Source organism: Georgenia subflava (assembly GCF_009193155.1).
GTDB lineage: Bacteria > Actinomycetota > Actinomycetes > Actinomycetales > Actinomycetaceae > Georgenia > Georgenia subflava.
Window position 1 is genome coordinate 395,905 of the sequence record NZ_VUKD01000002.1, and the last position, 25,008, is coordinate 420,912.

19 protein-coding genes are annotated in these 25,008 nt (G+C 72.8%); 9 read left to right on the forward strand and 10 right to left on the reverse strand.

Going from position 1 to position 25,008, the window contains the following annotated elements:
* Positions 1-37 precede the first annotated feature (37 nt).
* Entirely contained in the window at positions 38-1,177 is a 1,140-nt protein-coding gene (locus GD748_RS08420) for a glutamate--cysteine ligase (protein WP_152815938.1), read from the reverse strand.
* 136 nt (positions 1,178-1,313) lie between these two features.
* Positions 1,314-2,540, reverse strand: a complete 1,227-nt coding sequence (locus GD748_RS08425) for a class I SAM-dependent methyltransferase (protein ID WP_152194730.1) — start codon at positions 2,538-2,540, stop codon at positions 1,314-1,316.
* Positions 2,541-2,774: 234 nt separating this feature from the next.
* On the opposite strand from GD748_RS08425, the gene groES reads away from it, so the two are divergent.
* Entirely contained in the window at positions 2,775-3,071 is a 297-nt protein-coding gene (gene groES, locus GD748_RS08430; protein ID WP_152194731.1) for a co-chaperone GroES, read from the forward strand.
* A 177-nt stretch (positions 3,072-3,248) separates the two neighbouring features.
* On the opposite strand, the gene GD748_RS08435 is transcribed toward groES, so the two are convergent.
* Entirely contained in the window at positions 3,249-3,539 is a 291-nt protein-coding gene (locus GD748_RS08435) for a WhiB family transcriptional regulator (RefSeq protein ID WP_152194732.1), read from the reverse strand.
* A 179-nt stretch (positions 3,540-3,718) separates the two neighbouring features.
* On the opposite strand from GD748_RS08435, the gene GD748_RS08440 reads away from it, so the two are divergent.
* Positions 3,719-4,774 carry a MerR family transcriptional regulator gene (locus GD748_RS08440; RefSeq protein ID WP_152194733.1) on the forward strand — a complete coding sequence of 352 codons (1,056 nt, stop codon included), beginning with the start codon at positions 3,719-3,721 and terminating at the stop codon, positions 4,772-4,774.
* A 246-nt stretch (positions 4,775-5,020) separates the two neighbouring features.
* Positions 5,021-6,541, forward strand: coding sequence for an IMP dehydrogenase (gene guaB, locus GD748_RS08445; RefSeq protein ID WP_152194734.1), 1,521 nt, complete (start codon positions 5,021-5,023; stop codon positions 6,539-6,541).
* On the opposite strand, the gene GD748_RS08450 is transcribed toward guaB, so the two are convergent.
* Positions 6,523-7,377 carry an exonuclease domain-containing protein gene (locus tag GD748_RS08450; protein ID WP_152194735.1) on the reverse strand — a complete coding sequence of 285 codons (855 nt, stop codon included), beginning with the start codon at positions 7,375-7,377 and terminating at the stop codon, positions 6,523-6,525. The two genes, guaB and GD748_RS08450, sit on opposite strands and share 19 nt — an antisense overlap.
* Before the next feature lie 150 nt (positions 7,378-7,527).
* On the opposite strand from GD748_RS08450, the gene GD748_RS08455 reads away from it, so the two are divergent.
* Complete coding sequence (locus GD748_RS08455) at positions 7,528-8,274, forward strand: NUDIX hydrolase (protein ID WP_152194736.1); 747 nt, start codon at positions 7,528-7,530, stop codon at positions 8,272-8,274.
* A 3-nt stretch (positions 8,275-8,277) separates the two neighbouring features.
* On the opposite strand, the gene GD748_RS08460 is transcribed toward GD748_RS08455, so the two are convergent.
* Positions 8,278-9,309 carry a hypothetical protein gene (locus GD748_RS08460; protein WP_152194737.1) on the reverse strand — a complete coding sequence of 344 codons (1,032 nt, stop codon included), beginning with the start codon at positions 9,307-9,309 and terminating at the stop codon, positions 8,278-8,280.
* 100 nt (positions 9,310-9,409) lie between these two features.
* Here GD748_RS08460 and GD748_RS08465 point away from each other — a divergent pair, with 100 nt between their 5' ends.
* The 3 genes from GD748_RS08465 to GD748_RS08475 all read left to right on the forward strand — a co-directional run bounded on the left by GD748_RS08465 (position 9,410) and on the right by GD748_RS08475 (position 12,556).
* On the forward strand, positions 9,410-10,534 hold the full coding sequence (locus tag GD748_RS08465; protein WP_152194738.1) for a GuaB3 family IMP dehydrogenase-related protein: 1,125 nt from the start codon (positions 9,410-9,412) through the stop codon (positions 10,532-10,534).
* A gap of 62 nt (positions 10,535-10,596) precedes the next feature.
* Positions 10,597-10,863, forward strand: coding sequence for an HPr family phosphocarrier protein (locus tag GD748_RS08470; protein ID WP_152194739.1), 267 nt, complete (start codon positions 10,597-10,599; stop codon positions 10,861-10,863).
* Positions 10,864-11,137: 274 nt separating this feature from the next.
* Positions 11,138-12,556: a class II fumarate hydratase gene (locus tag GD748_RS08475; protein WP_226920999.1), complete on the forward strand. Its 1,419-nt coding sequence runs from the start codon at positions 11,138-11,140 to the stop codon at positions 12,554-12,556.
* Positions 12,557-12,815: 259 nt separating this feature from the next.
* On the opposite strand, the gene GD748_RS08480 is transcribed toward GD748_RS08475, so the two are convergent.
* The 3 genes from GD748_RS08480 to GD748_RS08490 all read right to left on the reverse strand — a co-directional run bounded on the left by GD748_RS08480 (position 12,816) and on the right by GD748_RS08490 (position 18,925).
* The gene (locus tag GD748_RS08480) at positions 12,816-14,000 is read right to left on the reverse strand and encodes an acetate/propionate family kinase (protein ID WP_152194741.1); all 1,185 of its coding nucleotides are present in this window, start codon (positions 13,998-14,000) and stop codon (positions 12,816-12,818) included.
* Complete coding sequence (pta, locus tag GD748_RS08485; RefSeq protein ID WP_152194742.1) at positions 13,997-16,204, reverse strand: phosphate acetyltransferase; 2,208 nt, start codon at positions 16,202-16,204, stop codon at positions 13,997-13,999. Before pta ends, GD748_RS08480 begins: the two co-directional genes overlap by 4 nt.
* Before the next feature lie 228 nt (positions 16,205-16,432).
* Entirely contained in the window at positions 16,433-18,925 is a 2,493-nt protein-coding gene (locus tag GD748_RS08490) for a phosphoketolase family protein (protein WP_152194743.1), read from the reverse strand.
* Between the two features lie 232 nt (positions 18,926-19,157).
* Between GD748_RS08490 and GD748_RS08495 the strand changes: the two genes are divergently transcribed.
* Together GD748_RS08495 and GD748_RS08500 are read left to right on the forward strand one after the other, a co-directional pair.
* Positions 19,158-20,318 (forward strand): SURF1 family protein, encoded by a 1,161-nt coding sequence (locus tag GD748_RS08495; protein ID WP_152194744.1) that lies wholly within the window; start codon positions 19,158-19,160, stop codon positions 20,316-20,318.
* Positions 20,319-20,604: 286 nt separating this feature from the next.
* Positions 20,605-21,234, forward strand: coding sequence for an NADPH-dependent F420 reductase (locus GD748_RS08500; protein WP_152194745.1), 630 nt, complete (start codon positions 20,605-20,607; stop codon positions 21,232-21,234).
* A gap of 31 nt (positions 21,235-21,265) precedes the next feature.
* Here GD748_RS08500 and GD748_RS08505 read toward each other — a convergent pair whose 3' ends face one another.
* Positions 21,266-22,999, reverse strand: coding sequence for an ABC transporter ATP-binding protein (locus GD748_RS08505; RefSeq protein ID WP_152194746.1), 1,734 nt, complete (start codon positions 22,997-22,999; stop codon positions 21,266-21,268).
* The gene (locus tag GD748_RS08510; protein WP_152194747.1) at positions 22,999-24,885 is read right to left on the reverse strand and encodes an ABC transporter transmembrane domain-containing protein; all 1,887 of its coding nucleotides are present in this window, start codon (positions 24,883-24,885) and stop codon (positions 22,999-23,001) included. The genes GD748_RS08505 and GD748_RS08510 overlap by 1 nt, the downstream gene beginning before the upstream one ends.
* Positions 24,886-25,008: the final 123 nt, after the last annotated feature.

A 25,008-nucleotide genomic window follows, 5' to 3' on the forward strand; every position in this document is an offset into this window, starting at 1 on the left:
GTCGGTGGGCCCTGGGGGGACCCGGGCGGTATCCCGGTCAGAGCGGGTGGCCCGCGCGCATCTCCGCCACCAGTGACGCCACGACGGCGTCCAGGTCGCCGCGCTCCGCCACCCGGAGCTGGCGCTGGTAGGACGCGCCGTGGTCGAGGATGTCCTGCACCAGGGCGAGCTCGGCGGTGCAGCCCAGCCGATCGGCGACGGGCTCGAGCTCGACCAGCATCTTGGCGACCGTGTCGGTGACGAGCTCCTCCTCGCCGGCCTCGTCGAGGATGAGGATCGCGTCCATGCCGTATCGGGCGGACCGCCACTTGTTCTCCATGACGAACCAGCGCGGGGCGGTCGGCAGCTCCTCGCCGGCGTCGAGCATGGAGGAGTAGTGCTCCACCAGGCAGTGGGTGAGGGCCGAGAGCGCCAGCAGCTCCTGGAGGTTGGTCGCGGCGTCGCACACGCGCACCTCGACGGTCCCGAGCGCGGGGGAGGGGCGGATGTCCCAGCGGATCTCGCTGAAGGTGTCGATGACGCCCGTGCGCGTCATGTCGTCGACGTAGCGCTCGAGCTCGGACCACCTGTCGAACTGGTAGGGCACGCCGGCGGTGGGCAGCTGCTGGAACATCATCGCCCGGTTGGAGGCGTAGCCGGTGTCCTCGCCGCCCCAGAACGGCGACGAGGCGGCCAGGGACTGCAGGTGCCCGAACCGGGTGAGCAGCGCCTGCATGATCGGCAGCACCTTCGCCCGGTCCTCGATGCCCACGTGCACGTGGACCCCGTACAGCAGCATCTGGCGGCCCCACCACCGCGTCCGGTCGATCAGGGTGGCGTAGCGCTCCTTGTTGGTGACCTTCTGGAACGCCGGGCTCGCGAACGGGTGGGTGCCGGCGCTGGCCAGCTCGATCCGCAGCGCGTCGGTGACGGGCCGGAGCTCTTCGATGGCCCGCTGCAGGTCCGCGCCGGCACCGGCGACCGTGCGGCACACCCCGGAGACGACCTCGACGGTGTTGACGAGCAGCTCGGGGTGGACGTGGGGATGCTGCGACCCGTCGGTCGGGGCGATGCGCTCGAGCACGGTGGTGGCCGCCTGACGCAGGTCGCCGGAGTCCGCGTCGACGAGCTGGAGCTCCCACTCGATGCCGACCGACGACCGCTCGGAACGAGCGAAGGGAATGTCCACGTGCCACAGTCTGCCGCCTCGCCAGGCCCTGCGCGACGCCCGTCCCGCGGGGTCCGACGACGGGTCTGGGTACGTTGGCAGGGCCCGCGGTCCGCGGGCTCCGGCCCGGGTCCGGCCGTCGCCGTCGACGCCGGACGGGTTCGGGCTACGGAGCGACCGGTTCGACGACCAGCACGCTCTGGCGTCCGGCGATCCGGGTGAGCACGATCGTCGCGCTCGCGGACCCCTTCAGCGCGAGCTGGCGACGCAGCTGCTCGGGCTCGACGGCCGTGCCGCGCTTCTTGATCGTGACCGGCCCGACGTCCCGCTCGCGAAGGTAGGCGCGCAGCCGCTTGAGGCTGAAGACGAAGTGGTCCAGCACCCGGTACGGCGTCGCGAAGGGCGTCTCGACGAGCCGGTCGGCGGTCAGGTAGGCGATGTCCTCGCTGAGGAGACCGGCGTCGAGGTCCTCGGCCGTGCGCGCGACGAGCCCGGACCGGATGACGGCACCGTCGGGCTCGTAGAGGTAGCTGCCGACCGGCCGCACGGTCCCGGCGCGGGCCGGGGCGTCCGGTGCGGCCGCGGGCGTGCCGCTCAGCGCGGCGGACTCGGACAGCACGTGCGGGCCGTCGGTCGAGAGCACAAGGGCCGATCGTCCCGGGCCCTCGGGCGCCAGCGGGCCGAACCACAGGCCGGCCTCGACGACGTCGCCCGCCACGCTGACCCACTGGGCGTGGGCGTCCGGCGGGAGGAAGGAGTACGGGATGCCGGGGGCGACCTTCATGCCCAGGGCCGGCACCGTGGTGCGCAGCCCGAGGACGGCGTCCAGCGGCGGGGACCAGTCGCCGGGCTCGAACACGCGACGTCCGCCCCTGGTGCGGCGGGCGGGGTCGGCGAAGACGGCGTCGACACCTTCCGCGGCGAGATCGAGCTCGAGGGCGTCGGCGTGACGGACGCTCGCCGTGGGGAAGTGCCGGAGGTTGACGGTGGCCAGGGCCGCCGTCGTCTCGTCGGCCTCGACGGCGAGCACCGGCACTCCCAGGGCCGACAGCGCCATCGCGTCCCCGCCCAGCCCCGAGCCGAGGTCGGCGACCAGGGCCGCCCCGGCGTCGGCATAGCGCCGGGCGTGGTGGGCCGCGACGGACAGCCGGGTCGCCTGCTCGAGACCGGCCGGGGTGAACAGCATCCCCGCGGCGAAGTCACCGAACTTCGCCGCCGCACGGGCGCGCAGGCGTGACTGGGTGAGCGCCGCCGCCACGAGGTCCGGTTCGACGCCCCGGTCCCTGAGGCCGGCGGAGAGACGTAGTGCCGCCTCCTCCGAGTAGGGCGGCAGCTGGTTCAGCAGCGCCCAACCCTCCGGGGCGAGCAGCTTGGCGAGCGAGGCGGGGTCCACCGCTCGATCCTGCCACCCGAGCACCGTGTCCGACCGCCGGCGCTGGCGGCAACACGTTGGCACTCACCTTGACCGAGTGCTAACGCGGGCCTAGATTGATCCCGGGCGCGGCCCCTACGGGGTCGCGGCTGCGCGTACCGGAGACGGAGCGTCCGACCCCCGCGACGGCGGGCGTGCCGGCGAAGGTGGCGCACCCTTATCTGTCCCATCACTCATGCGAAGGGGAGGTCCGCAGTGTCGGTCTCCATCAAGCCGCTCGAGGACCGTATCGTCGTGCAGACCCTCGAGGCCGAGCAGACCACGGCTTCTGGTCTCGTCATCCCGGACACCGCCAAGGAGAAGCCCCAGGAGGGCACCGTCCTGGCGATCGGTCCGGGCCGCGTCGACGACAACGGCAACCGGGTTCCGCTGGACGTCGCCGTGGGCGACGTCGTCATCTACAGCAAGTACGGCGGCACCGAGGTGAAGTACGCCGGTGAGGACTACCTGATCCTCTCCGCGCGCGACATCCTCGCCGTCGTGGACAAGTGATCAGCGACTAGCTGAACATCAGCGACCAGCTGACAGACGAAGCCCCGGCCCTCCTCGTGAGGGTCGGGGCTTCGTTCATGCCTGGGCGGCGTTCATACCGGGGCCGCGTTCACGCCTGGGCGGCGTTCGTACGTGGGCCGCGTTCACGCCCAGGCCGCGTTCATGCCCGGGCGGCCGTCAGGACGCGCGGCGGGCAGGGCGGGCGAGGATCGCCTGGCGGTCGTCCTCGCTGAGGCCACCCCAGACGCCGTACGGCTCACGCACGGCGAGCGCGTGCGAGCGGCACTGCTCGATCACCGGGCAGGTGGCGCACACGGCCTTGGCGGCCTCGTCGCGGCGGCGACGGGTCCCGCCGCGCTCACCCTCGGGGTGGAAGAAGAGGTTGGGGTCCGCCTCGCGGCACGCCCCCTCGTACTGCCACTCCCACAGGTCCATCACCGGGCCGGGAAGCCTCGAGAGCTCAGCCATCAGTCCGTTCCTTCCGTCGTACATCCGTCGAGGGCGTGATCGCCGCTGCTGCTGCACAACCTAGCAACCGATGCACAACTTGTTCAAGACCCTGTCGAAACTGATTCAGAAACGATGCTGCGCGGAATCTCGGGCGCGCCTAAGTGGCAGTAGGGGACCGTTCGCGTCAAGATCGATTCATGATGACGGATCGCGGAGCCGGACCGTCCGCGACCGACGACGGGGCAGCGGGACGGTCGGGCGACGCCGGGAACCACTGGCCACGGGCAGTTCCGACGGCACGAGAGGGCGCAGGCCGGCCGCACGGCGGTGGTGGCGGTGCGCCGCTGACGGTCGCCGCCGTCGCCTCACGCCTCGGCGTCGCCGCCTCGACCCTGCGGACGTGGGACCGTCGCTACGGGCTCGGCCCGACCTCCCACGAGGCCGGCAGCCACCGTCGCTACACGCCCGACGACGTGGCGCGTCTGGAGCGGATGCGCCACCTCACCCTCCAGGGCGTGGCGCCGGCCGACGCCGCCCGCGCCGCCGCCAGCGCCGACCCCGAGGGGCAGGTCGTGCAGCTGCCGACCGACGGCGTCCAGCGCGGCCAGCAGCAGGCCGACCACGGCGAACGGCTCCTCGTGGACCCGCTCTCCCTCGCCGCCGCGGCGGTGGAGCCCGACCTGCCCAGGGTCCAGCGGATGCTCGACCAGGAGGTGCGCGACCAGGGCATCGTGAAGGCCTGGACCGCCGTCGCGAAGCCTGCCCTGGCCATGCTGCGTCAGCGTGAGCGCTCCGACCGTCCCGGCGTCGACCCCGAGGCCGTCGTCACGGCCGCGGTCCTCGGCGCCGTCCGGGACCTCACCGTGAGCCGTCTCCGCGGCTCAGGAGGCGGCGAGACTCTCCCGAACGGGCCGATCGTGCTGCTGTGCGCGGGTGCCGAGCGCCGGCTGCGGGCCCATGTCATCGGCGGGGGCCTCGCCGAGCGGGGAGTGCCCTCACGGGTGCTCAGGGCCGAGAAGGCAGGCGGCGTCGACCAGGTCCTGCAGTCGTTGCGCGAACGGCACGCCCGCGTGCTGGCCGTCCTCGGCAGCCCACCCGGGGTCGAGGACATCGTGCGCGCGGTCTCTGGGCGTGGTGACGTCGAGGTGTTCCTCCTCGGCGCCGACGCCCCCAGCCTGTGGCTGCCGAACGTGCACCGCGTACGTACGCCCGGCGCTGCGGTCGAGGAGATCGCCGAGGTCATGCAGGCCTGACCGGCGTCGCCCCGGCCCTGCGGGCTCGCGTGTGACTCTCGTGTGCTCGTGTGCTCGTGTGCTCGTGTGGCCGGGCTCCTGTGGCCGTGTGGCCGGGTACGCGTGCCCCGTACGGCCGGTCGCCGAGTGCCTTGTGGAGCCGGTCACGTGGGCCTTGTGCGGCCGGTCACGTGGGCCTTGTGGGGCCGGTCACGTGTGACGAGGACCGCCCTGCCACCGGCCCGACGGCCGACGTACTATCGCCGGGTGACCGAGACGAATGCCCCCGCCGCTGACCCGTTCTCCCTCGTAGGTCTGACCTACGACGACGTCCTCCTCCTGCCCGGCGCGACCGACGTGATCCCGTCGGAGGTGGACACCACCGCCCGGCTCACGCGCGAGATCTCCGTGCGCGTACCGCTGATCTCGGCCGCGATGGACACGGTCACCGAGGCCCGCATGGCCATCGCCATGGCGCGGCAGGGCGGCATCGGGATCCTGCACCGCAACCTCTCCATCGAGGACCAGGCCCAGCAGGTCACCGTGGTGAAGCGTTCCGAGTCCGGCATGGTCACCGACCCGGTGACGATCGGGCCGGACGCCACCCTGGCCGAGCTCGACGCGCTGTGCGGGCAGTACCGGGTCTCCGGCCTGCCGGTCGTGGACGCGGACGACGTGCTGCTCGGCATCATCACCAACCGCGACCTGCGCTTCATCCCGGGCGGGGAGTTCGCCACGCGCCGGGTGCGCGAGGCCATGACCCCCATGCCGCTGGTCACCGGCCCGGTGGGCATCAGCTCCGACGACGCCGCGACGCTGCTGGCCAAGCACAAGATCGAGAAGCTGCCCCTGGTGGACGCGGCGGGCAAGCTGCGGGGCCTCATCACGGTCAAGGACTTCGTCAAGACCGAGCAGTACCCCCACGCCACCAAGGACGCCGAGGGTCGCCTGCTCGTCGGGGCGGCCATCGGCTACTGGGGCGACGCCTGGGACCGGGCCACGGCCCTGGCCGAGGCAGGCGCCGACGTCCTCGTCGCCGACACCGCCAACGGTGAGGCGCGGATGCTCCTCGAGATGATCACCAGGATGAAGAAGGACAAGGCGTTCGCCGGTGTCCAGATCATCGGCGGCAACGTCGCCACCCGCGAGGGCGCCCAGGCGCTCGTCGACGCCGGGGTGGACGCGGTCAAGGTCGGTGTCGGACCTGGCTCGATCTGCACGACCCGGGTCGTCGCGGGGGTCGGCGTGCCGCAGGTGACGGCGGTCCACCTGGCCGCGCAGGCCTGCAAGCCGGCCGGTGTCCCGCTCATCGCCGACGGCGGTCTGCAGTACTCCGGCGACATCGCCAAGGCGCTCGTGGCCGGTGCCGACACCGTGATGCTCGGCTCGCTCCTGGCCGGCTGCGAGGAGTCGCCTGGCGAGCTCGTCTTCGTCAACGGCAAGCAGTACAAGCACTACCGCGGGATGGGCTCGCTCGGCGCGATGGCCTCCCGCGGCCGGGTCTCGTACTCCAAGGACCGCTACTTCCAGGCCGACGTCGACACCGACGACAAGATCGTCCCCGAGGGCATCGAGGGGCAGGTGCCGTACCGGGGACCGCTGTCCGCCGTCGCGTACCAGCTCACCGGTGGGCTGCACCAGTCGATGTTCTACGTCGGCGCCCGGACCATCCCGGAGCTGCAGCAGCGGGGCAAGTTCGTGCGCATCACGCCGGCCGGGCTCAAGGAGTCCCACCCCCACGACATCCAGATGACGGCGGAGGCGCCGAACTACAGCTCTCGGCGCTGAGGCTCCCGCCGGGAGACGGCGCCGGCCTCGTTCTCGCCCGGGCGCCGAAGCCGTCGCACCAGGCGGCGGGGGAGGCCACGCACCACGTCGAGGTACCAGGTCGCGCGACGGACGAGGCGGGTGCGGCGTGACGGGCGGGAGGGCGTCGGCCACCCCTGGTCGTCGCCCGGCCAGGGCAGCCCCCGGCGGGCGCGCCAGCGGTTGTAGGAGCGCACCCAGTCCTCGTGCGCGGCCACCTGGAGGACGTGCAGCTGCGCCGGGGTCGACCCGGACAGCTGCGGGTGGCGCCCGGCCATCGCGGCGAGCAGGTCCAGGGTCGCGACGACGTCGACCTCCGCGGTGTGGAGATCACCGGTCGGCACGAGGTAGAGCTCGCACAGGTCCACGAGCTTGCGCGGACCCTTCCGGGCGCCGTCGACGTACCGGTCGAGGACGAGCGGGTCGAGGACCGTCCCGCGGTCGCCGGAGAGTCGTTCGCCCATGCCGGGCAGCCCGTGCCGCGCGAGCTCGTGCTCGAGGATCGCCAGATCGTAGGCCGCGTTGAAGGCGACCACCGGCACCCCGTCGCGCTGCGCCTCGACGAGCTGCGCGGCGATCTCCTCCAGGGCGAGAGCCGGCGCCACGCCCTCGGCCCGGGCGCGCTCGGTGCTGATGCCGTGGATCGCGCTCGCCGGCGCCGGGATCTCCACGCCGGGGTCGATGATCCAGGTGCGCACCGACGTGCCCCGGGCATCCCGACGGACGAGCGCCGCGGTGACGATCCGGTCCGTGGTCACGTCCACGCCGGTCGTCTCGGTGTCGAAGCCGAGCAACGGCCCGGCGGACCAGCTGCTCATGATTGCCTCCTTCTCCGCTCAGCACTGTGCCAGCCGCCGCCCACATCCGGCGGGACCCGGCCGGGTGTGCCACAGGGCAACCGGTGCGGCCGGATGTGGTCCAATGCGGGAGGGAGGCGGTGACGGGCCGCGTACCGGCAGGGAGAGTCAGTGGACGGCAGCAGCGACGCGGAGACGCCCGCCGACGCGGCGACGTCCGTCGAGCGGGGGGAGGTCACCTGGGAAGGCCGCCGGGCGGCCCTGCGCGCCCTCTGCTCACGCGTGCTTGAGGGGACGGCGCGGCCGCTCGTCGGGCTGAACGCGTTCGACGCCGAGGTGGCCCGGGGATTCCGCCCCTCGGCCGTGCTCCTGCTGTTCAGCCCGCCGGCGGACGGTGGCGAGGAGCCGGACCTGTTCCTCGTCCAGCGCTCGTGGGAGCTGCGCCACCACCCGGGCGAGATCGCGCTGCCCGGTGGGCGGCTCGAGGACGGCGAGGACGACGTCGCCGCCGCCCTCCGGGAGACCCACGAGGAGATCGGGCTGCATCCCGAGCACATCGAGGTGCTCGGACGGCTCGCCCCTGTCATGGTGCCGATCACCAGGTACGTGGTCACCCCGGTGGTGGGATGGACCGATCGTGCCGCGGCGGCCACCCGGGTCGAGCCGGGCGAGGTGCTGCACACGATCCGGGTGAACGTCGGCACGCTCGTGGACCCCGGCACGCGCTACACCGTGCGGATCTTCGACCGTCGCACGGCAGGTTTCCGTCTGCCGGACGGGTTGGTGTGGGGACTGACGGGCAACCTGCTCGACCACGTGCTCGCCGAGCTCGGCTGGGCCCGGCCGTGGGACCGGTCCCGCGAGGTCACGCTGCGCCGGGACCCGACCGGGCGGGTCTGGCTGCCGGAGAGCGACTGACCCTCAGGCGAGGTGCACCGCCGGCTCGCTGTCCCCGGGCTGCCGGGTCCGGCGGCCGACTGCCCGCACGGCACCCGTCAGCGCCAGCGCGACGCCCCACCCGAGGGCGACCGCACCCCAGGTGCTGCCGAGGCTGCCGCCGGCGTCGGGGTAGAGCATCGAGAAGGCGCCGAGCGCGCACGCGGCGAGACCGCAGGTCCACGTCGCCATGCGTACCGAGCCCCAGCCCGCCAGCGCCGCCGTCGGGACTGCCACGAGTGCCACCGCGAATGCCGCCTGTGCCGGCCAGTGGTCGATGTTGTTCGTCAGGTACGGGACGCGCTCGCGGCCGTGGGCCGACAGCTCGAGCGCGTACACCGACCACGGCACCGCACCGAGCACCGTCAGGACGCGTACGGAGAGCTGGAGGGGTCGACTCGGGGCCCGGCCCTCGGCGGCCCCGGCTGCCGGCAGGAGCCAGGCGGCGGCGACGGTGACGGCGAGCAGGATCGCCCCGTTGCGTGCCCCGGCGGGGTAGAACTCGCCCGACGTGCGCATGAACCCCACCCACGGCAGGCCGACAAAGACCACGACCGTCACGGCGGCCCAGCACGCGGTGAGTCGCCCTCCGACCGCGGCACCGGGCCGTGCGACCTCGTCCGGACCGAGACGTCGCCGACGACGTCGGCCGCGCAGGGTCGCCGCCTGGACGAGCGTGGTCAGGGCGAGCGCGGCACCGAAGAGCAGGAACGTCGCGTCGAGCGAGAGCGCCGCGGCGGGCACCGTGGCGGCCGTGACCACGGTCAGCTGGCGGGTGGCCGGGCGGCCCAGGCCGGGCCGGAGCATGAGGGCCAGCAGGGGGACGACCACCAGGCAGCTGAGATAGATGCCCCAGCCGGCCTCGAGCATGGCGTCCGCGCCGGCGAAGTCGGGGTGCGCGGGCGGGATGACCACCCACAGGTCCGTCGTCGCGAACCCCACGGTGGACCAGGCCAGGGCGAGGACGAGTGCGGCCGCCCGGCCGGCGGTCGCACGTTCGTCCAGATGTGTCGGCACGGCCGCATTGTGGCGCCGGACGGCACCTCCTGGGGCCAGAACGGGCACGGCAGCCGGACGTCGAGAGCCTCGGCGGGCGGTGCACCGGTAGCCTGCAACGGTGAGCAACGAGATCGAGATCGGCCGCGGCAAGCGCGCACGCCGCGCCTACAGCTTCGACGACGTCGCCGTCGTCCCCTCCCGGCGTACTCGGGACCCCGAGGACGTCTCGGTGAGCTGGCAGATCGACGCCTATCACGTCGAGCTGCCCGTGCTCGCCGCCCCGATGGACTCGGTCATGAGCCCGGCGACCGCCATAGAGCTCGGCAAGCTCGGCGGCATCGGTGTCCTCGACCTCGAGGGGCTGTGGACCCGCTACGAAGACGCCGAGCCGCTCCTCGCGGAGATCGCCGCCCTGCCCGCCGGTGAGGCCACGGTCCGGATGCAGGAGATCTACGCGGAGCCAGTCAAGCCCGAGCTGATCACGCAGCGCCTGCACGAGATCCGGGCGGCGGGCGTGACCGTGGCCGGCAGCCTCTCGCCCCAGCGCACCCAGGAGCACTGGCGGACCGTCGTCGAGGCGGGAGTGGACCTGTTCATCATCCGGGGCACCACCGTCTCCGCCGAGCACGTCTCCTCCCGCGCCGAGCCGTTGAACCTCAAGCGCTTCATCTACGAGCTCGACGTCCCGGTCATCGTCGGGGGAGCGGCCACGTACACGGCCGCGCTGCACCTGATGCGCACCGGTGCCGCGGGGGTGCTCGTCGGCTTCGGTGGCGGTGCCGCGCACACGACCCGTCGCTCCCTCGGCATCCACGCCCCGATGGCGACAGCCGTCGCGGACGTCGCCGCGGCCCGACGGGACTACCTCGACGAGTCGGGCGGCCGGTACGTCCACCTCATCGCCGACGGCGGGGTGGGGCGCTCCGGCGACCTCGTCAAGGCCGTGGCCTGCGGCGCCGACGCCGTCATGCTTGGTGCCGCCCTCGCCCGCGCCGCGGAGGCGCCCGGCCGGGGCTGGCACTGGGGACCCGAGGCGCACCATCCCGAGCTGCCTCGCGGCGAGCGGGTGCACGTGGGCACGGTCGGCACCCTCGCCGAGATCCTCCACGGCCCCTCCTCCACGGCCGACGGCACGGTCAACCTCATCGGCGCCCTGCGCCGCACCATGGCGACCACCGGGTACTCCGACGTCAAGGAGTTCCAGCGCGTCGAGGTCGTCGTCTCCCCGTACAACCCGTTCTGAGCATCCGCCGCGGGCGCTCCTAGCCCAGGCACCCGTCACCCACAGCTTCCGGAAGGACAGTCATGGCCCAGCGCAGCGCCGTCATCGCCTCCAAGGTCGGGCTCCACGCCCGTCCGGCCGCCCTCTTCGTCAAGGCGGTCAGCGCCAGCGGGATCCCGGTCTCCATCTCCAAGGGCGACGGCGACCCCGTCGACGCCGCCAGCATCCTCGCCGTGATGACCCTCGGGGCGGAGCAGGGTGACGAGGTCACGCTCACGGCCGATGGGGACGGGGCCGAGAAGGTCCTCGACGAGCTCGCTGAGCTGCTCGCGCAGGACCTGGACGCCTGAGGCTCGCGCGCAGACTCGGAGGGTTCGCCGTCGGGCGGCTCGGACCGGAAGGTTCGTCGTCGGGCGCCCGGAGCGGAAGGTTTCCCGTCGCCCGGACCGGAGGGTTCGCCGTCGGGCGCCCGGACCGGGAGGGTCGGCGTCGGGCGCTCGGACTGAACGGCGCCGGGCCGTCCGGGACTTGGGAACGTGCCCGAGCCGGCCGGTCGCGGCGGATGGGAAGATGGACGCAGCCGGTGCTACGACGCGCCGGGACGAACGAGAGCATGGAGCAGCAGTGACCCAGCAGCAGCCCGGCAGCGCGGAGGACTTCCGCATCGAGCACGACACGATGGGTGAGGTGCGCGTCCCGCGCGACGCCCTGTACTCGGCACAGACCCAGCGCGCCGTCGAGAACTTCCCCATCTCCGGTCGCGGCCTGTCGTCGCACCACATCGCCGCGCTCGGCCAGGTCAAGCGCGCCGCCGCCCTGGCCAACGCCGAGCTCGGGGTGCTGGCCGACGACGTCGCCCAGGCGATCGTGGCCGCCGCCGAGGAGGTCATCGCCGGCAAGCACGACGTCCACTTCCCGATCGACGTGTTCCAGACCGGCTCGGGCACCTCGTCCAACATGAACACCAACGAGGTCGTCGCGAACCTGGCGAGCACCCGGCTGGGCAGCCCGGTGCACCCCAACGACCACGTCAACGCCTCGCAGTCCTCCAACGACGTCTTCCCCTCCTCGATCCACATCGCCGCCACACAGGCCGTCGTCGAGGAGCTCCTGCCAGGCCTCGACGTGCTCGCCCGCGCCCTGGAGGCGAAGGCGGAGGAGTGGAAGGACGTCGTCAAGGCGGGCCGCACGCACCTCATGGACGCCACCCCGATCACGCTCGGGCAGGAGTTCTCCGGCTACGCCACGCAGATCCGCTACGGGATAGCCCGGGTCGAGGCCGCCCTGCCGCGGCTGGCCGAGCTGCCTCTGGGCGGTACCGCCGTCGGGACCGGCATCAACACCCCCGCGGGCTTCTCCCAGCGGGTCATCGAGCTCATCGCGGAGAACACCGGCCTGCCGCTGGTGGAGGCGCAGAACCACTTCGAGGCTCAGGCCGCCCAGGACTCGCTGGTGGAGATGTCGGGCGCGCTGCGCACCATCGCCGTCTCCCTGACGAAGATCGCCAACGACCTGCGGTGGATGGGCTCCGGCCCGCGCACCGGCATCGGCGAGCTGCAGCTGCCCGACCTGCAGCCGGGCTCGTCGATCATGCCCGGCAAGGTCAACCCGGTGGTCCCCGAGGCCACCGTCATGGTGGCGGCCCAGGTCATCGGCAACGACGCAGCGATCGCGTTCGCCGGCGCCCAGGGCAACTTCGACCTGCTCGTCATGCTGCCGGTCATGGCGCGCAACCTGCTGGAGTCCATCACGCTGGTCGGCAACGTCTCGCGGGTGCTGGCCACCAAGACCGTCGACGGACTCGTCGCGAACGTCGAGCGCTGCCTCGAGCTCGCCGAGTCCTCGCCGTCGATCGTCACCCCGCTCAACCGGCTCATCGGCTACGAGGCGGCGGCCAAGATCGCCAAGCACTCCGTCAAGGAGGGCATCACGGTGCGCGCCGCGGTGGAGGACCTCGGCTACGTCGAGCGCGGCGAGGTCACCCCCGAGCAGCTCGACGCTGCCCTGGACGTGCGCTCCATGACCTCCCCGAAGCAGGCCTGACCCCAGCACTGGCCGAGCGGAGTTCGGACCCAGCCGGCAGACCGACTGCGCGCACCGGAGGAATGGCTCGAGCCCGACCGCCGGGTCAAACTTCCCTGCCGATGTGGTCGCGATAGCGACCACATCGGCAGGGAAGTTCATCCGCACGGCGCTGTTGGTCCGTTCCCGAGCGGCGCGGCGAGCCTGAACCGGCCGGGACGCGGTGAGCCCCGGACACGGATAGTCATGCCGGTCAGAGCAGCGCGACCGCCGGGCCGGGTCAGAGCAGCGAGACCGCCTGGCGCGCGATCGTGAGCTCCTCGTTGGTCGGGACGACCAGGACGGTGACCCGGGCGCCGTCGGGCGAGATCACTCGGGCCTCCTTGGAGCGCACCGCGTTGCGCTCCTCGTCGACCTCGATGCCGAGGAACTGCAGGCCTTTCGCGACCTTGGCCCGCATCACCGCGTCGTTCTCGCCACCGCCGGCGGTGAAGCTCAGGGCGTCGAGCCCGCCCATGACCGCCGCGTAGGAGCCGATGTACTTGCGGATCCGGTGGGCGTAGACGTCCAGGGCGAGGCGGGCGTCGGCGCTGCCGTCGTCGGCCATGCGGTGGACCATCCGCAGGTCGTTCTCCCCGGTGAGTCCCTTGAGGCCCGACCTCTTGTTCACGAGGGTGTCGATCTCGTCCACGTCCATCCCGGCGACGCGTGCGAGATGGAAGATGATCGCCGGGTCCATGTCGCCGGTCCGGGTGCCCATGACGAGCCCCTCGAGCGGGGTCATGCCCATGGAGGTCTCCACCGCCCGGTCGCCGACCACCGCCGAGACCGACGCGCCGTTGCCCAGGTGCAGGACGATCTGGCGCAGGTCGTCCCCGCCACCGACGAGCTTCGCGACCTGGCCCGAGACGTACTGGTGGGAGGTGCCGTGCGCGCCGTACCGGTACACCTGGTACCGCTCGGCGACCTCCTTGTTCAGCGCGTAGTTCCCGGCCGCGGCGGGCAGGCGCCGGAAGAACGCCGTGTCGAACACCGCCACGTGCGGCACGTCCGGCAGCAGCTCGCGCGCCACCTTGATCCCGGCGAGGTTCGGCGGGTTGTGCAGCGGCGCCAGCGGCGAGAGCCGGTCGATCGTGGCGATGACGTCCTCGTCGATGAGCGTCGGGCCGTCGTACTGCTTCCCGCCCATGACGACCCGGTGCCCCACCGCGACGATCCCGGCGTCGGACAGCTGCGGGCCGACAGTGTCGAAGAGCTCGAGGACGGTCCGAAGGCCCTCGCCGTGGTCGGGGACCGGGTCGTTGCGCTCGACGGTCTCGCCGCCCGCCCGGTGCTCGAGGTGGCCCTCGGACTCGCCGATCCGCTCGACCAGCCCGGAGGCCAGCGACGTGCCGTCCGCCGGGTCGAGGAGCTGGTACTTGATCGACGACGAACCGGAGTTGATGACGAGGACGGTGCTGCTCATGCGCGGATCTCCTTGTCGGCGGAGGCGGTGACGTCGGGTACCCGGGCGCCGGCGGAGGCGGCCGTGGCGTCCGGCGCGGGGGCACTGCCGGCGGCCTTGTCGGCGGCGGCCGTGGCGTGAGGCGCCGGGACACCGCCGGCGGCCTTGTCGGCCTGGGCCTGCACGGCGGTGATGGCCACCGTGTTGACGATGTCCTGGACCAGCGCGCCGCGGGAGAGGTCGTTGACCGGCTTGTTCAGACCCTGCAGCACCGGTCCCACGGCCACCGCGCCGGCGGAGCGCTGCACGGCCTTGTAGGTGTTGTTGCCGGTGTTGAGGTCCGGGAAGATGAACACGGTCGCCCGGCCGGCGACGTCGGACCCGGGCAGCTTGGTCTTGGCGACCGAGGCGTCGACGGCGGCGTCGTACTGGATGGGGCCCTCGACGAAGAGGTCGGACCGGTCCTCCCGCACGCGCTCGGTGGCGGCGCGGACCTTGTCCACGTCGGCACCCGCGCCCGACGCGCCGGTGGAGTAGGAGAGCATCGCGACGCGCGGGTCGACGTCGAACTGGGCGGCCGTGGCGGCGGAGGAGATCGCGATGTCGGCCAGCTGCTCGGCGGTGGGGTCGGGGTTGATGGCGCAGTCGCCGTAGACCAGGACCCGGTCCGCCAGGCACATGAAGAACACCGAGGAGACGATCGAGGTGCCGGGCTTCGTCTTGATGATCTCGAAGGACGGCTTGATGGTGTGCGCGGTGGTGTGCGCCGCCCCGGAGACCATGCCGTCGGCCTTGCCCGTGTGCACCATCATCGTGCCGAAGTAGGAGACGTCGCGGACGATCTCGCGCGCCCGCTCGATCCGCATGCCCTTGTGGGCGCGCAGCCGCGTGTACTCGGCGGCGAACTCCTCGGTCAGGTCGGAGGTGGCCGGGTCGAGCACCCGAGCACCCTCCAGGTCCAGCCCCAGCTCGGCGGCGCGGGCGCGGACCTGCGACTCGTTGCCCAGCAGCGTCAGGTCGGCGACCTGACGGGACAGCAGGGTGGAGGCGGCGCGGAGGATCCGGTCGTCGTCGCCCTCGGGCAGGACGATGTGCTGGCGGTCGGCGCGGGCCCGCTCGAGCAGCCGGGACTCGAACATCAGCGGCGTGACGACCTCGCTGCGCGGCACGTCGAGGGTCCGCATCAGCGCGTCGGCGTCGATGTGCTGCTCGAAGGTGCCGAGGGCGAGGTCGCGCTTGCGCTGCGTGCCGCGGGAGACCTGACCGCGGGTGGTGGCCACGATGCGCGCCGACTCGTACGTGTCGTGCGAGGTGGAGATGACCGGCAGGCGCTGTCCGAGGCCCTCGACCATCTTGACCACCTGGGGCGAGGGGCGGTAGCCGCCGTTGAGGACGATCCCGGCCAGCGAGGGGAACGTCTCCGACGCGTGCGCGGTCATCAGGGTGATGAGGACCTCGGGCCGGTCGCCGGCGGCGATGCACAGCTGCCCCTCGCGGAGGCGCTCGAGGATGTGCTCGGTGTTCATGCCGGAGACGAGCATGTGCTCCGCCTCGCGGTCCAGCAGCGCCTCGTCGCCGTGGATGAGCTCACCGTCCAGGGCCCGCATGAGGTCGCGGACGACCGGTGCGGACAGCAGCGGCACCTCCGGCATGACCCAGCCCGGCCGGCCCTCGGCCGTCAGCGCCGCGCGGACCTCCTCGAGCTGCGCCGGCGCGCACCGGTTGGCGAGCACCCCGACCGTCGTCGCGTGCTCCTGGGCGATCTCGACGGCGGCCAGCTCGGCGACCTGCTCCACCTCCGCGGGGCTGCGGTCCACCGCCGAGACGACGAGCAGCACGGGGGCGCCGAGGTTCGCGGCGACCCGGGCGTTGAAGGCGAGCTCGGCCGGGCTCGCCACGTCGGTGTAGTCGGAGCCGACGACGATGACGACCTCGTTGGCGCTGTCCACCGCGCGGAACTTCTCCACGATCGTGGCCAGCGCCGCCTCGGGGTCGGTGTGGACGTCGTCGTAGGTGACGCCGATGGCGTCCTCATAGCTGGTGGTGACTCCGCCCTGGCCGAGCAGCAGGTCCACCACGGTGTCCCGCTCGTCGCCGCTGCGGCTCACCGGGCGGAACACCCCCACCCGTTCGACCCGGCGGACGAAGAGGTCCACCAGGCCCAGCGCCACTGTCGACTTGCCGGTGTACCCCTCGGGTGAGGCGATGTAGATGCTCTGCGCCACAGCGCTGTCCTTCTCTCTCGTGCTGCACCGCGGCGGGTGCTGGGTGTTGTCCGGGGCCAGGCGGCGGGCCCCCGGCGGCCGGAGCACTGCCCCGGCCGCCGAGACGGCCGCCCTACGGAACCCCGTCCGAGACGGCCGCCCTACGGAACCCGTCCGGGTCGTGCCCGCCTCGCGCGACCGGGCGGGCTCGCCGTCCCGCTCGTTGTCCCGCCGGGCGGGCTCGCGGTCCTACTCGTTGTCCCCGCCGGTCACGGCGGAGGCGTTCGGTCCGCCGACCTCGGTCCCGGTCTCGCCGACGTCGGGCCACACCCAGTCCGCCACCACCGGGATGTCCGCCCCGTGCTGGAACGCGTACATCCGGGCCTCGACCCGGGCGTCGATCATCTTCTGCTTGAGTCCGGCGTACCGCTGGCCCAGGCCGGGGACCCGGTCGATCACGTCCATGACGAGGTGGTACCGGTCGAGGTCGTTGCGCATGACCATGTCGAACGGTGTGGTCGTCGTGCCCTCCTCCTTGAAGCCGCGGACGTGGATGTTCGGGTGGCCGTTGCGGCGGTAGGTCAGGCGGTGGATCAGCCAGGGGTAGCCGTGGTAGGCGAAGATGACCTGCTTGTCGGTGGTGAAGATGTTGTCGAAGCTGCGGTCCCCGAGCCCGTGCGGGTGCTCCTTCTCGTCCTGCAGGCGCATGAGGTCGACCACGTTGACCACGCGGACCTTCAGGTCCGGGATGTGCTGGCGCAGCAGGTCCGCGGCGGCGAGGGTCTCGAGGGTGGGGACGTCGCCGGCGCAGGCCAGGACGACGTCGGGGTCCTCGCCGTCGACCTCGGTGCCTGCCCAGTCCCAGATGCCAACGCCCCGGGCGCAGTGCTTGAGCGCCTCGTCGACACTGAGGAAGTTCGGGGCGGGCTGCTTGCCGGCGACCACCACGTTGACGTACTGCTTCGAGCGCAGCACGTGGTCGTACGTGGACAGCAGCGTGTTGGTGTCCGGCGGCAGGTACACCCGGATGATGTCCGCCTTCTTGTTGACGACGTGGTCGATGAAGCCGGGGTCCTGGTGGGAGAAGCCGTTGTGGTCCTGGCGCCACACGTGCGAGGACAGCAGGTAGTTGAGCGAGGCGATCGGTTGCCGCCACGCGAGCTCGTCGGTGACCTTCAGCCACTTCGCGTGCTGGTTGAACATCGAGTCGACGATGTGGATGAACGCCTCGTAGGAGTTCATGAGCCCGTGCCGACCGGTGAGCAGGTAGCCCTCGAGCCAGCCCTGGCACTGGTGCTCGCTGAGGACCTCCATGACCCGTCCGGCGCGGGCCAGGGGGTCGTCGGCGTCCGTGGGCAGGTACTCGGCGTTCCACTGCTTGTCGGTGACCTCGTAGACGTCCTGCAGCCGGTTCGACGCGGTCTCGTCCGGCCCGAAGATCCGGAAGTTGTCCGGGTTGAGCCGCACCACCTCACGCAGGAACTTCCCCAGCACCCGCGTCGCCTCGGTCATCGGCGCACCCGGGGTCTCGACGTCGACGCCGAAGTCGCGCCAGTCGGGCATGCGCAGGTCTTTCAGCACGAGCCCCCCGTTGGTGTGCGGGTTCGCGCTCATGCGCAGGTGTCCCGCGGGGGCGATGGAGGCGATCTCGGCCTCGAGCCGGCCGGTGGCGTCGAAGAGCTCCTCCGCGCGGTAGCTCTTGAGCCAGGACTCCAGGTCGGCGAGGTGCTCGTCGGTGTCCCGGGCGCTGGCCAGCGGGACCTGGTGGGAACGCCAGTGGTTCTCGGTCTGCTTGCCGTCGATGCTCTCCGGCCCGGTCCAGCCCTTGGGGGAGGAGAAGACGATCATCGGCCACAGCGGCCGGTCCATGTCCGGGTTGCCGGCGGCCTCGGCCTTGATGGCCGCGATCTCGTCGAGCACGGTGTCGAGCAGCTCGGCGAAGCGCCGGTGGAAGTCGGCGGGGTCCTCGTCGTCGAAGCCGCCGGAGAAGAAGTGCGGCTTGTGGCCGTAGCCGCGCATCAGGTCCGCGAGCTCCTCCTGCGGGATGCGGGCGAGCACCGTGGGGTTGGCGATCTTGTACCCGTTGAGGTGCAGCACCGGCAGCACGACGCCGTCCCTGGCGGGGTTGACGAACTTGTTCGAGTGCCACGAGGTCGCCAGCGGTCCCGTCTCGGCCTCGCCGTCGCCGACGACGGCGAAGACGAGCAGGTCCGGGTTGTCGAACGCCGCGCCGTACGCGTGCGAGAGGGCGTAGCCGAGCTCGCCTCCCTCGTGGATCGAGCCGGGGGTCTCGGGCGCCACGTGCGAGGGGATGCCGCCCGGGAAGGAGAACTGCTTGAAGAGCCGGCGCAGGCCCTCCTCGTCCTGGGTGATGTCGGGGTACGTCTCGGTGTAGGTGCCCTCGAGGTAGGTGTTGGCGACCAGACCGGGGCCGCCGTGGCCCGGGCCGGTGATGTACATCGCCGAGATCTCGCGCTCGGTGATGACCCGGTTCATGTGGGCGTAGAGGAAGTTCAGGCCGGGCGTGGTGCCCCAGTGCCCCAGCAGCCGTGGCTTGACGTCGTCACGGCTCAGCGGGGTCCGCAGCAGCGGGTTGTCGAGCAGGTAGATCTGCCCGACCGAGAGGTAGTTCGCGGCCCGCCACCAGGCGTCGACGTGCTCGAGCGTCGTGGCGTCGAGCTCGTCGGAGGTGGCGTCGTCGCGGCTGGGCCAGGCGCCGGTGGCAGTGGTCGTGGTGGTCATCAGCTCTCCCTACGGTCTTCGACGCGGTGGCCCCGACGGCGTTGCGCGGGCCGGGCGGCCCCGGTTGCGGCGGGTGTCGGTGGCGCCGGGTCGAGCTTCGGTAACGACGCAGTCAGTCTCCAACAAATATCCGGTTCGCGCGTGTCTGGGCTGCCTCGACAGCCCGGCCGCGAAGGCCTTGTGGCCGAGTGCACAACGGCGGGGCACATCCGCGGGCACGTAACCTGGGTCCGTGGACCCAACCCCCGTGAGCGAGCCCGTGGCCCCGGTCACGCCTGGGAGCGCCCCGCGCCCGGTCGCGGACCGCACCGCCGGGCGGGTGGGGTCCGTGGACGAGCGTCGGCCGGCCGGTCCGGTGCGGGAGAGCGACACCGGTGGCACGGGCGACGACGGCCGGCCCGGCGACCCGGGTGACGACGGCCTGCCCGGCGGGCCCGGCGGCCTGGGTGACGCCGGCCGGCCCGGCGGGCCCGGCGACCCGCCTGACGAAGGCCGGCACGGTGGTCTGGGCGACGGTTCCTCGGGCGGGCCTGCCGGCGGAGGCGCCGACCGGATGACCGGTGGGCGCGGTGACTTCTGGCGGGTCGCCCGCACCCCGAAGATGGTCGGCCTGTTCGTGCTGCTGCTGGTGGCGGCGCTGGTATGCGTGCGGCTGGGGGCCTGGCAGCTGGACCGCGCCACCTCCCGTGGCGCCGCCGAGGCCGAGGCCGAGCACGCCGCCGTCCTGGCGCAGGACCCGGCACCGATCGGGGAGGTCCTCGCCCCCCAGACCTCGTTCCGCGCCGAGCACCTCGCCGTGCCGGTGGAGGTCACCGGCACCTATGACCCCGACCAGCAGGTCCTCGTCCCGGACCGTGCCATCGACGGTCAGGACGCCGTCCTGGTCGTCACGGCGCTGTGGGTCACCGAGGGCCCGCACACCGGGGCGATGCTGCCGGTGCTGCGCGGCTGGGTCGAGCCCGACGCCGTCAGCCTCGGTGACGGCGACCCCGTCCCGGTGGACGCGACGGTCGCGGACGCGCTCGAGCCGCCCGCCGGTGAGCAGACGGTCACCGGCTACCTCAAGGACTCCGAGGCGGGGGTGGCGACGGACCTGGGAGACGGCACGGTCGGGGCGATCAGCTCCGCCGAGCTCGCCAGTCTCTGGGGCGGGCCTACCTGGAGCGGCTACCTGGTGGAGTTCACGACTGCGGACGGCGAGCGGGAGGCGACGTCGCCCGCGGGACTGGCGCACGCGACCCCGCCCGGGATGGCTGAGGAGACCGGGCTGAACATCCAGAACCTGGCCTACGCCGTCGAGTGGGTGATCTTCGGCGGCTTCGCGCTCATGCTCTGGTGGCGCTCGGTGCGCGACGAGACCACCCGTCGTCGCGAGGACGCGGGGATCGTCTGACGGCGAGGACGCGGGAACCGTCTGGCGGCGACGACGCCGGATCGCTTGAGCGCGCCGCCGGGGTCGCCCCGCTTGAGCGCGCCGCCGGGGTCGCCCCGCTTGAGCGCGCCGCCGGGGTCGCCCCGCACTCGACGCCGGGTGGCCCGAGCGCGAGGACCGTTGGACGCCCGTGCGCCGGGACGGTCTGACGGCCCTCCCGCGCCACTGGTGCGGGTGAGCGGAGAAGGTGCTGTCATGGAAGTGCTTCCGGAACGTCCGGGCATGCGGCACGGGATGGGTGAGGTCGATGCAGGTCACGATCGTCGGATACGGAAACATGGGGCGCGCCATCGCCACCCGGGCCGTCCAGGCCGGCCATACGGTGCAGATCCTGGGCCGGGACCCGGAGAAGGCCCAGCAGCTCGCGGCCGAGCTCGGCGGCGACGCCACGGCCGGGTCGCTCGAGGACGAGCTCACCGGTGAGCTGGTGATCCCGACGCTCTACTACCAGCCGCTCCTGGAGCTGCTCGACGGTCTCGGCGACAAGCTCGCGGGCAAGGTCGTCGTCGACATCACGAACCCGGTGGACGTCGAGACGTTCGACGGCATGCTCCCGCCGGGGGACTCCTCCGGCGCGCAGGAGATCCAGCAGCGGCTGGGGAACGCGACGGTCGTGAAGGCGTTCAACACGACGCTGGCCGGTCCCTTGACCGCCGGGGAGGTCGACGGGCAGAAGCTGGACGTCCTCGTTGCCGCCGACGACGACGATGCGCGGCGGACCGTCACCGAGCTCGTCGAGTCGCTCGGCCTGCGGGCACTCGATGCCGGGTCGCTCAAGCGTGCCCGCGAGGTCGAGGCGATCGGGTTCCTGCAGATGGCCATGCAGGGCTCGCTCGGGAACACGTGGAGCACGGCGTTCAAGGTCCTCGGGACCTGACCGGAGGCCGCCTTCGGCGTCGTCGCGGCCCCTACTCCTGCTGCCAGGAGTGCCACAGGGCCGCGTACTCGCCCTCGGCCGCCACCAGGTCCTCGTGCGGCCCGAGCTCGACGATGCGGCCGTCCTCGACGACGGCGACCCGGTCGGCGTCGTGCGCGGTGTGCAGACGGTGGGCGATGGCCACGACCGTGCGGCCCGCGAGCACCGCCGAGAGGGACCGCTCGAGGTGCCGGGCGGCGCGCGGGTCGAGGAGCGACGTCGCCTCGTCCAGCACCAGCGTGTGCGGGTCGAGCAGCACCAGCCGGGCCAGCGCGACCTGCTGGGCCTGCGCCGGCGTGAGCTCGGTGCCGCCCGACCCGACCTCTGTCTCGAGGCCCTTCTCGAGCCGGCCGAACCAGCCGAGCGCGTCGACGGCGTCGAGGGCCTGGCGCATCTCCTCGGGTGAGGCCGCCGGGCGCGCGAGGCGCAGGTTGTCCGCCAGCGTGCCGACGAAGACATGGTGCTCCTGCGTGACCAGGGCGACGTGCGAGCGCAGGTCCTCCTCCGGCAGATCCACCAGCGGGACCTCCCCGACCGTCACCGACCCGCCGGTGGGCGGGTGGATCCCGGCGAGCATCCGGCCCAGCGTGGACTTGCCCGCGCCGGACGGCCCGACGACGGCGAGCCGCTCGCCGGGGACCAGGTCGAGGTCGACGTCGTGGAGGACGTCGGTGCCCGCGCGGTAGGCGTAGCGCACCTTCCGCGCCTCGATGTGCTCGTCGTCGGGCGCCGCGCCGCTGGCGGCACGGTCCGGCTCGACGAGGCTGACGCCGAAGATCCTGGACAGGCTGGCCAGGGCGACCTGCAGCTCGTCCACCCAGAACAGCAGCTCCGAGACGTGCGGGCGCACCTGCATCGCGTACAGCGCGATGGTGGTGACCGCACCCAGGGTGACGGCGTCGCGCTCGACGAGCCACGCACCCCACAGCAGGGCCGCCGCGACCGGCAGCATGAAGGAGACGCCCAGCCAGAAGAACAGGCTCACACGCATGCGCAGGGTGACGACCTCGGTGTCCCACGCCTCGGCGATGGCCCGGTCGGTGATCCGCCGGCGACGGCGGCCGAGGCCGAGCGCGTCCACGGTGGTGGCGTGCTCGACCGACTCCGTCAGGACCCCGTTCAGCCGGGCGAAGGCCTCGGAGTTGCGCAGGTAGGCCGGGGTTGCGACGCGCAGGTAGCGGCGCACCGCCACGACGATGATCGGGATGCCGACCAGCAGGGACAGGGCCGTGACCGGCGAGGCGAGGAGGGCGGCGACCACGGTCAGCAGGATGGTCGAGCTCGTGACCAGCACCCTGGGCACACCGAAGCGCACCATCCACTGGATCCGGTCGACGTCGTTGGTCGTGCGGCCGATGAGGTCACCGGTCCCGGCCCGCTCGACCGTCGAGAGGGGGAGATGGGTGACGGTGGCGAGGAAGTCCTCCCGGAGCCGGGCGAAGATCTCCTCGCCGAGGATCATGGCGTCGCGGTGCGCGAACCGGGTGAGCAGGGACTGGACGAGCACCACCCCGACGAGGACGAGCCCCAGCCGGTTGACGAAGGCGACGGTGGTGCCGGTGGCGACGGCGTCGACGAGGTCGCCGAGCAGCCACGGCAGGGCCAGGGCGGCGACGGCGGCCAGGGCCTGCACGATCACCACGCGGGCGAGCTGGCCTCGGTAGTTCTTCAGCAGGGCCAGGGAGCGGGTCCGGACGGTGCGCGCGTCCGCGGTGGGGAGCAGCATCAGCGGACCTCCTCGGGGGTGGGCTCGGCGGCCGGCTCGTCGGACCCCGCGGCCTGCCGGGTGACGACCTGGTGGTAGGCGACCGCGTCGGGTTCCCCGCCGGCGGCCCGGGCGAGCAGGTCACGGTGCGGCCCGCGGGCGCGCTCGCGACCGCCGTCGAGGAAGACGACCTCGTCGGCGTGCTCGAGGACCAGCGGCGACGCGGAGACGATCACGGTGGTCCGTCCGGCCCGGTGGTCGGCCAGCCGTGCGGCGATGCGGGCCTCGGTGTGCGCGTCGACGGCGCTGGTCGGCTCGACGAGCACGAGCGTCTCGGGCTCGGTCAGCAGCGCGCGCGCCAGGGCGACGCGCTGACGCTGCCCGCCGGAGAGGGAGCGGCCCTTCTCGGTGATCTCGCCGTCGAGGCCCGCCGGCATGGAGGTGAGGACGTCGTGGGCGTCGGCCGCCTCGAGGGCGCGGTACAGCGCCGCCTCGTCGGCCCGGTCGCGCAGGTCGAGCTCGTCGCGCAGCCGGCCGGTGAACAGCTGCGGGGTGGCGCCGGCGACGACGATCCGGTCGCGGACCTCCGCCAGCGGGAGGTCGGTCAGCGCGACGCCGCCGTAGGTGACGGTGCCTGCCGCGTCGTCGAACCGCCCGAGCCGGGTGGCCAGGGCCGCCGACTCGTCGGGGTCCTCGGAGACGATTACGGTCGTCCGGCCGGGACGGATCCGTACGCCCGAGGTGACGTCGACGAGCTCGGCCGCGGGGCGTGCGTTCGCGTCCGGCACGGTGGTGGTGGCGCGGGTTGTGGCCGCTCCGGGCGCAGCGGCAGCGCCGGACGCGGCATCGGCGCCGGGAGTGGCGGCGGCGCCGGGCGTGGCGGCGGCAGACGCCGCACCCGGTGCCCCGATCGGGGCGGCCGGGGCGCGCTCGTCGGCCGCCTCGGACTCGGCGAGGGTGCCGGCCGCCGGCTGGACCTTGAGCACGCCGATGACCTTGCCTGCGCCCACGCGGGCCCGGGTGATCATCTGGACGAACTGGGTGGCGGCGCGCAGCGGCTCGGCCAGGAACGCCGTGTAGCCGAAGAAGGCGACGAGCTGGCCGGGGGTGATCTCGCCCCGCACGGCGAGCAGCGCGCCGAACCAGACGACGCCGGCCACGAAGAGGCCGGGCAGCAGCACCTGGAGGGCGTGCAGGATCGCGGAGGTGGTCGCGACCCCGACGCCCGCGGTGCGCACCCGTTGGGACTGCTCGGCGTACCGGGCGGCGAAGACGTCCTCGCCGCCGATGCCGCGCAGCACGCGCAGTCCGGAGACGGTGTCCGAGCCGAGGGTCGTGAGGCGGCCCGAGGCCTCGCGGTGCGCCGCCTGACGGGTGTGCAGCGGCTTGACCAGCAGGCCGAGGACCGTGGTGGTCAGCGGCAGGCCGACGAGGATGACGAGCCCGAGGGTGACCGACTGCTGGAGCACGACGACGGCGACGACGACGAAGGCCACGACCGAACCGACGAACCGGGGGAAGACCTCCATGACGTTGCCGATGTGGAAGGCGTCCGAGGCGACGGTCGAGACGACCTCGCCCGTGGGCAGCTCGTCCGAGATCGCGTCGCCGGTGCGGGTCACGTGGTGCCCGACGAGCCGGGACGTGCGGAACGCCCCGTGCAGCCAGGCGCCGATCTCCCCGACGTGGCCGTACGCGCTGGCGACGGCGCCCACGAGCCCGACGCCCAGCAGCAGCAGGCAGGTGCGGAGGAGCTCGGTGGACAGGCCCTGCGCCAGCCCCTCGTCGAGGGCGACGCCGAGGAGGTACGGCACCGCGGCGACCGAGACGGCCTCGACGATGCCGAGGGCGACGGCGAAGGCCAGGACCCCGGCCTCGCTCCGGGCGAGCCACCCGAGAAACGCCATCGGGCGGGTCAGCGGAGGATGTCCAGGATGACCCTGGGGCACGTTGAGCACGAGGGACGAGCCTACGCGCCCCCACCGACGTCGGACCATCTCATTTACTGGTCTGGCGGCGCGCCCTGCCGG